Annotated in this window: 9 protein-coding genes and 1 pseudogene; 2 read left to right on the forward strand and 8 right to left on the reverse strand. The window is 44.8% G+C overall.

Annotated features, from left to right (window positions below):
- A pseudogene (locus tag O9324_RS04040) lies at positions 1-474 on the forward strand (Uma2 family endonuclease); the annotation flags it as partial.
- Positions 475-548: 74 nt separating this feature from the next.
- Positions 549-1,154, forward strand: a complete 606-nt coding sequence (gene cobO / locus O9324_RS04045) for a cob(I)yrinic acid a,c-diamide adenosyltransferase (RefSeq protein ID WP_002767649.1) — start codon at positions 549-551, stop codon at positions 1,152-1,154.
- Here the strand turns inward: cobO and O9324_RS04050 are convergent, their stop codons facing one another.
- The 8 genes from O9324_RS04050 to O9324_RS27435 form a co-directional block, all read right to left on the reverse strand.
- Complete coding sequence (locus O9324_RS04050; protein ID WP_002767650.1) at positions 1,155-2,336, reverse strand: aldo/keto reductase; 1,182 nt, start codon at positions 2,334-2,336, stop codon at positions 1,155-1,157.
- A 309-nt stretch (positions 2,337-2,645) separates the two neighbouring features.
- Positions 2,646-3,410 carry a type I methionyl aminopeptidase gene (gene map, locus O9324_RS04055; protein WP_002767651.1) on the reverse strand — a complete coding sequence of 255 codons (765 nt, stop codon included), beginning with the start codon at positions 3,408-3,410 and terminating at the stop codon, positions 2,646-2,648.
- Between the two features lie 83 nt (positions 3,411-3,493).
- A complete protein-coding gene (locus tag O9324_RS04060) occupies positions 3,494-3,679 on the reverse strand; it encodes a hypothetical protein (protein WP_288139542.1) in 186 nt (61 codons plus the stop codon).
- 26 nt (positions 3,680-3,705) lie between these two features.
- Positions 3,706-4,518: a phosphate ABC transporter ATP-binding protein PstB gene (pstB, locus tag O9324_RS04065; RefSeq protein WP_002767653.1), complete on the reverse strand. Its 813-nt coding sequence runs from the start codon at positions 4,516-4,518 to the stop codon at positions 3,706-3,708.
- An 8-nt stretch (positions 4,519-4,526) separates the two neighbouring features.
- The gene (pstA, locus tag O9324_RS04070) at positions 4,527-5,411 is read right to left on the reverse strand and encodes a phosphate ABC transporter permease PstA (RefSeq protein WP_002767654.1); all 885 of its coding nucleotides are present in this window, start codon (positions 5,409-5,411) and stop codon (positions 4,527-4,529) included.
- A 4-nt stretch (positions 5,412-5,415) separates the two neighbouring features.
- Entirely contained in the window at positions 5,416-6,390 is a 975-nt protein-coding gene (gene pstC, locus O9324_RS04075) for a phosphate ABC transporter permease subunit PstC (RefSeq protein WP_002767656.1), read from the reverse strand.
- A gap of 209 nt (positions 6,391-6,599) precedes the next feature.
- The gene (locus O9324_RS27430; RefSeq protein ID WP_502846567.1) at positions 6,600-6,686 is read right to left on the reverse strand and encodes an IS4 family transposase; all 87 of its coding nucleotides are present in this window, start codon (positions 6,684-6,686) and stop codon (positions 6,600-6,602) included.
- Positions 6,655-7,057 (reverse strand): IS4/Tn5 family transposase DNA-binding protein (locus O9324_RS27435; protein WP_502846566.1); only part of this gene is annotated, 403 nt, incomplete at its 5' end. The genes O9324_RS27430 and O9324_RS27435, both read right to left, overlap by 32 nt.

The raw sequence follows: 7,057 nt of genomic DNA on the forward strand, positions 1-7,057 counted from the left end.
GAATGGCAGGGATTTAGACTAATTGAGGGACAATATCAAGCTATTTCTGCCAATGAGCAGGGTTATCTCTGGAGTGAAGAGTTAGGATTATATTTAGGCATATTTGACCGGAAACTGCGTTATTTTACCGTCGATGGTCAACTGGTTCCCACTCCCCAAGAAGCTGAATTACAGCAAAGACAAGCAAAGGAACAGATTCTTTTAGAAAGGGAACAGATTCTTCTAGAAAAGGAACAGGAACGACAGGCAAAAGAACAGGCTCTTTTAGAAAAAGAACAAGAACGACAAGCTAAGGAACAGATTCTTTTAGAAAAGGAACAGATTCTTTCAGAAAAGGAACAGGAACAACAGGCAAAAGAACAGGCTCTTTTAGAAAAAGAACAGGCTCTTTTAGAAAAAGAACAAGAACGACAAGCCAGGGAAAGATTAGCGGCAAAATTACGAGAATTAGGCATCAATCCCCAGACAATTTAGCTGGTTAAAATCTGCAAACGGCCATCAATAACCCCTTGAGTTACAATTATCTTGATTTGACTGGATAGACCCGAATGCAACTCACTCCCGAACAATACAAAGAAAAAATGCAGCGCCGCAAGGCAATCCAAGAGGAACGTTTAGCCGAAAAAATTGCTGAAAAAGGTTTAATTATCGTTAATACTGGCGATGGTAAGGGAAAAACCACGGCAGCCCTCGGTATGGTTTTACGTTCCCTCGGTCATGGTTACAAAGTGGCGGTGGTACAATTCATCAAAGGTGCTTGGGAACCTGCCGAACAAAAGATTTTTAGTGTTTGGGGGGAACAAATCGAGTTTTATGCTATGGGGGAAGGTTTCACCTGGGAAACTCAAGATAGAGAAAGAGATATAGAGAAAGCCCAAGAAGCATGGCAAAAAGCCCTAACTTTTCTCGAAAATCCCCAATATAAATTAATTTTACTCGATGAGATCAATATCGCCCTTAAATTCGGTTATCTGGATATTCAGGAAGTTATCGCTGGTTTAGCCCGAAAACCCGCTAATTGTCACGTTATTCTCACTGGTAGAGGAGCTTTACCTGAATTAATCGAGATAGCGGATTTAGTCACGGAAATGAAGTTAATTAAACATCCCTTTCGTCAACAGGGAGTGAAAGCGCAACCTGGCATCGAATTTTAATTAACTACTGCTTAAGCGTTGTACCGTCTCTCCCGACAATAATCGATGAGTTTCGGCGAGAAGATAAGGAATTTTATCAGCGTGGGGACTAGCGGCTAAACAGGCAGTTAAATCGAGTTTTTCCACCTCTTTTGCCTGTTGACCCGGGAACCAATGACCCCCATTCCCCAAGAGATTGTATCTGGCCTTGGCAAAGTCGATCATATCGTAGGCGATAGCGAGATTGCGTAACCAGAGGATAGAACGAATATTGATGTGATTGGGGGTATTTTCCCAGCTAGGTAAACCCAAAGACCAAGTTTTTACCCAATTATCGCCTAAACAGTTGATCATCTCTCCTTGCAATCTCTCGATAATTGCTGGTAAAATCTCCTCGGCTCGATCGAGTAAGGGTAAAGTTTTCAGGTGTTCATCAAAATCTGTGGGTTGCGCTGCACCGATACTCAGGGTATGAACGGCCGGATGACTGAGACAGAATAGGTCATTAAAAACCATCGGACTGAGAGGAGAACAGAGAGCGACGAGCTTAGGGGGAGGATTGTAGAGATGGCCGCCCTTATCGGAGGGACTAATGATAAAAACGCCCATATCGTGCTGTTTTGCCGCTTCTATGGCCGGCCAGTTATTCTGAAAAATATAGTACCAGTGCAGATTGAGGTAATCGTAACAATTTGTTGCAATAGTCTTGACAATTACATCAGTTGGTGCATGGGTGGAGAAACCGATAAAACGAACTTTTCCCTGTTGCTGTAATTTTTTCGCCTCTTGCCAACAACCGCCCTCGGCCATAGTGTCATCGAGAATTTCAGCGGTGTTGATGCCATGGATACCCAACAAATCCACATAATCTAATCGTAAAAATTGCAGGGATTGCTCAAATTTACGGCGAAATTCCCGCACATCTTGACTAGGAGAAACTTTCGTCTGCACGATAATCTTATCCCTCGGTAGTTGCGGCAAAATTTTGCCCAATTGCATCTCGGAAGTGCCGTAACCCCTAGCGGTTTCGATGTGATTAATCCCCACTTCCAGAGATTTATTAATGATTGCCTCTAAATTGCCTTGATTCTCGTCGGGAATTTGCGACATTGGCAAATCCTGCCACTGAAATTGATAGCGCATTCCCCCACAGGAAAACACCGGCATTTGTAGATTAGTGCGACCGAAACGACGATACTGCATATATTCAGTTATCAGTGAACAGTTATCAGTTATCAGTGAACAGTTATCAGTTATCAGTTATCAGTTATCAGTGGGGAGGTGGGTGACCACTTCGTGCGCGTTGCGGGGGGTTTTGGGGTATTAGTTGAAACTGGGAGCATCTCATTTATACAAGTGAGTAATTATACTTATCCATAAAACTGGTTTCTAGCAAGGCTTTCAAAATAGCTTGACATAAAAACCTGATTTAGGGGTTACAAAGGTGAGATGCTCCCGTTGAAACTTCCCTATTTCCCCATTCTCCCATTCCCTGTTTCCTGTTCCCTAAATTTAATCGGGTAAAGTGAGGATTTCGACACCGGTTTCGGTGACGGCGATGGTGTGTTCAAATTGGGCCGAAAGTTTACCATCTTTAGTAATAGCAGTCCAACCGTCTTTTAAGAGAATATGTTGCCAAGTACCCTCATTAATCATGGGTTCAATGGTGAATACCATGCCGGGGCGAATTGTTTTGCCTTTGCCGCGAATGCCGTAGTGGGGAACCTGCGGACCGGTGTGAAAAACATTACTGATACCATGACCGACAAAATCTCTAACCACTGAAAATCCCTCTCCTTCGGCGTATTCTTGGATAGCCGCGCCGATATCGCCGATTTTACCCCCCGGCTGCACCGCATCTATGCCTCTTTGCAGACATTCTCTGGTCACTTCCACTAACTTTTTGGCTAGGGGGGAGGGAGTACCGACAAAGAAAGTCTGGGAGGTATCGCCGTGATAACCTTCTAAAATCGGGGTGACATCGATGTTAATAATATCGCCGTCTTTGAGGATTTGATTGGCGCTGGGGATGCCGTGACAGATGACCTCGTTAATGCTAGTACAGATGGACTTAGGAAAGCCATGGTATCCTAGGGGCGCACTTTTGGCTCCATGGGCGCGAGTCCAACGTTCTGCCTCGTCATTGATTTCTAGGGTACTTACCCCCGGTTTAACCATTTCTGCCAGATGGTCTAACAGTTTAGCCGCTAATCGTCCGGCTCGACGCATTTTTTCAATTTCCCGGGAGGAGAGTAAGGTGATGGTATCGTTGCCCATGAATTATCCGACTGTTAAGAAAGATTCTTGTTACATTTCTTATCCTACCAAAATCGGGCAGCGTTATGGTTTAGGGGGTTGGGTTATGGGAGTGGGGAGTGGGGAGTGGGGAGTGGGGTGTAGGGTGTAGGGAAATGGGGAAATGGGGAAATGGGGAGAATAAATAAAAATAATCTCCTGACTACTGATAACTGATAACTGATAACTGATAACTGATAACTGATAACTGATAACTGATAACTGATAACTGATAACTGATAACTGATCACTGTCTCCCGTCTCCTGACCAGAGAAATTAACCGAATCTACCGGCTACATAATCGCGAGTTTGTTGATTAACTGCATCGGTGAAAATTTTCTGGGTGGTGTCAAATTCTACCAAACGACCGACGCGGGTTTCGTCGGCATTAAAAAAGGCCGTGCGATCGGATACTCTAGAGGCCTGTTGCATATTATGGGTGACAATGACGATCGTGTATTGTTCCTTCAATTCATGGATTAATTCCTCCACTTTGAGGGTAGAAAGGGGGTCTAAAGCGGAACAAGGTTCATCCATTAATAATACTTTTGGTTTTACTGCCAAAGCGCGAGCAATACACAATCTTTGTTGTTGTCCTCCCGACAATCCTAAAGCGGATTTATTCAACAGATCTTTAACTTCATTCCAAAGAGCAGCTCCTTTTAAAGCTGATTCCACAATTGCATCTAATTCACTGCGACTGGCGGAACGATAAATTCTAATACCGTAGGCAATATTATCGTAAATACTAGCGGGAAAAGGATTAGGACGCTGAAACACCATACCCACCTGTCGCCGTAAGGTGTGAAGGTTAACTTTGGGGGCGTAGATATCTTGACCAAAAAACCTAACTTTGCCCTTAACTGTCACTTGTCCCTCTAATTCCCCGATGCGATTGAGGGCTTTTAAGAGAGTGGATTTACCACAACCAGAGGGGCCGATCATGGCGGTTACTTGCCTTTGCGGGATTTGTAAAGAAACCCCTTCCAGGGCTTTTTTACTACCGTAGAAAAAGCTAAGATTTTCGACTTCGATCGCCGAGTTAGCTAGAGAAGTAGGGGTGTTCATGGCAGAGGAATCGATCATCATAAAAATGCTTAATTTGAGCGTTTACGAGTAACAAAACGGGAAAGAAGGCTAGTAATTAAAACTAAGATAATCAGGACTAAAGAAGCTGTCCAAGCTAGGGAATTTTGTTCAGGAAAGGGGGAACTAGCGTAGTTATAAATCAACACCGTTAAAGCTGGTGTGGGCGACCAAAGACTTTCTTGCCAAAATTGACTAAATAAAGCCGTAAACATTAAGGGGGCAGTTTCTCCGGCAGCCCGGGCCACTGCTAATAATATCCCGGTCATAATCGGTGCGATCGCTGCTGGCAGGACAATGCGAAATACCGTATCGAAACGGGAACCCCCCAAAGCGGAGGAACCGAGACGGTAGGACATGGGTATTAGTTTTAGTGCCTCTTCCGTGGTTAAAGCGACGATGGGCAACATAATCACCCCCAAAGCAAAGGCCCCCGCTACGGCGGAAAATTGTTTGGTAGTTAACACCAAAACCCCGAAGGAAAACACCCCGACGATAACGGAAGGGGTACTACTCAACACCACGATCGCAAAGCGCAGAATCCCACCAATTTTGGAACCCCGAGCGAATTCCGAGAGGAAAACCCCGGTGAGAATCCCCAGAGGTATGCTGCCGAGGGATGCTAAACCGACCATGGTTAAAGTCCCCACGATCGCATTGGCAAAACCGTTGGGAACACTAGGATCGGAGCCAACTGGGGCGGGTAAAGAGGTGAAAACTTGCCAATTGAATCCGGGTAAACCTTCTTTGACAATTTGAAAGAGGATAGCGAATAAAGGCAGAATAGCGATGGCACTAAGAGCGATCGCTAAACCCGTGAGACCGTTGGTAAAAAAATGTCGCCACGGTGACAGGGGTTGCTGTAAATCTTCTTCGGGAAAAGCTCCTTGAGTCATAAAATTAACGATTGCGGTTGATAAACTGTACTAATAAAGCCGCTACACTATTGACGGCTAAGGTAATAACAAAGAGAATCAAAGCTAGATACATCAAAGCTCCGATGTGGACTTTTTCAAAAGCTTCTGGGAAAGTATTAGCTAGTACAGCAGGAATAGTATAACCGGGGGCCAAGAGGGAGGGACTAATAATCGAGGAGTTACCGATTACCATGGCCACCGCCATAGTTTCCCCTAAAGCGCGCCCTAAACCGAGGATAATCGCCCCGATAATGCCAGAACTGGCCGCCGGCAACAAGACGCGCCAGATGGTTTCCCAACGAGTGGCACCTAGGGCCATGGAGGCGCTGCGTAATTCCGAGGGGACGGTAAGCAAGACATCGCGACTAATAGCGGAAATGGTCGGCACAATCATGATGGCCAGGATCACACCGGCGATCAACATACTTGGTCCCAAAGGTTGGGTACTAAATAAAGGGAACCAAGCAAGATTTTGAAATAACCATTCTTGCAGGGGTTTAAGCACGGGAATTAGCACGAAAATCCCCCATAAACCGATAATTACGCTAGGAATCGAGGCAATTAATTCCACCAGAAAACCGATGGGATAACGGATACTGGCCGGCAAATAATTCTCGCTAGTGGTTAAAGCAACGGCAACACTGAGGGGAATGGCTAATAAAAGAGCTAGAATCGAGGAAACAACGGAACCGAAAATAAAGGGTAAACCACCAAATTTGAGGACGTTAACATCCCAAGTGGTTCCCCAGAGAAATCCCAGACCGAATTTATTGATCGCCGGTCGCGCATCCTGAAAAACAATCCAGGCCATCCAGAGCAGAAAAATTAAACCAGAGGCGGCACAAATCCAGACTAAGATTGTAAAAATGCGATCAAATAAACCGGCAGTGCCGGGGTTTTCGTTAAGATTGGCTGCTGAAAGATCAAAAGACTCAACGGGTTCAGAAAAATTAGCCATAAGGTAGAGCGCGATTACCAGTTAAGTAAGTGGTTCTAATTAAATAGAAGATAAATCCCCCCTAAATCCCCCCTTGATAAGCTATCCATTAGTCACATCTTTCTTAACATAAAATTTGACAAAAAGAGAAAAGTGTGCCAGATGGCTCAAGGGGGTTCTATGGGGGAACCAATTTGATGAGATAGTTTCCAAGTCTGGCTGATATCATGTTACCTTCCCAGTCCCAACCAAATGGTTTTAACACCGGGTTCACCGTCGCCTTTTCTACCTAAAAAACCCCCAAGAGAAGCAATCATTCTGACCGCTTCCGGCCAAGGAGGGCGGCTTTTCAGGTGGCGGACCCTGTTTATGAATAGTGGCACACAAAGATTGCCATTCATGTTCTTCCAAAAAACTTTCACAACTCTCCTCTCCGTGTAAGCGTGCTTGATAGGTTAACCAGAGTAATCTCCAGGCTACAATTGAAGCTGCTAGATTTCCTGAAGCTTGTGGCACACTTGTACTAGGTTGGCTGGCCAAGTTTTCTACGATACTGATTAACCTTTTCTTTCTTCTGGTGTCCCCTAGGTCTGCATACTGTAATTCTTGGGCTGCCCATTTCTCCATTTTTTTGCTTACCTCTACCTTGATTCCTTCTTTCAAAACTATACCTATCAATCGTTTCCCT

The organism is Microcystis sp. LE19-84.1B (assembly GCF_027531875.1).
Taxonomy (GTDB): domain Bacteria; phylum Cyanobacteriota; class Cyanobacteriia; order Cyanobacteriales; family Microcystaceae; genus Microcystis; species Microcystis panniformis.

Bases quoted from the DNA above. Each gene is read 5' to 3' on its own strand.
- cobO (WP_002767649.1), top strand. From the start codon at position 549: ATGCAACTCACTCCCGAACAATACAAAGAAAAAATGCAGCGCCGCAAG.
- O9324_RS04050 (WP_002767650.1), bottom strand. From the start codon at position 2,336: ATGCAGTATCGTCGTTTCGGTCGCACTAATCTACAAATGCCGGTGTTT.
- map (WP_002767651.1), bottom strand. From the start codon at position 3,410: ATGGGCAACGATACCATCACCTTACTCTCCTCCCGGGAAATTGAAAAA.
- pstB (WP_002767653.1), bottom strand. From the start codon at position 4,518: ATGATGATCGATTCCTCTGCCATGAACACCCCTACTTCTCTAGCTAAC.
- pstA (WP_002767654.1), bottom strand. From the start codon at position 5,411: ATGACTCAAGGAGCTTTTCCCGAAGAAGATTTACAGCAACCCCTGTCA.
- pstC (WP_002767656.1), bottom strand. From the start codon at position 6,390: ATGGCTAATTTTTCTGAACCCGTTGAGTCTTTTGATCTTTCAGCAGCC.
- O9324_RS27430 (WP_502846567.1), bottom strand. From the start codon at position 6,686: ATGATTGCTTCTCTTGGGGGTTTTTTAGGTAGAAAAGGCGACGGTGAA.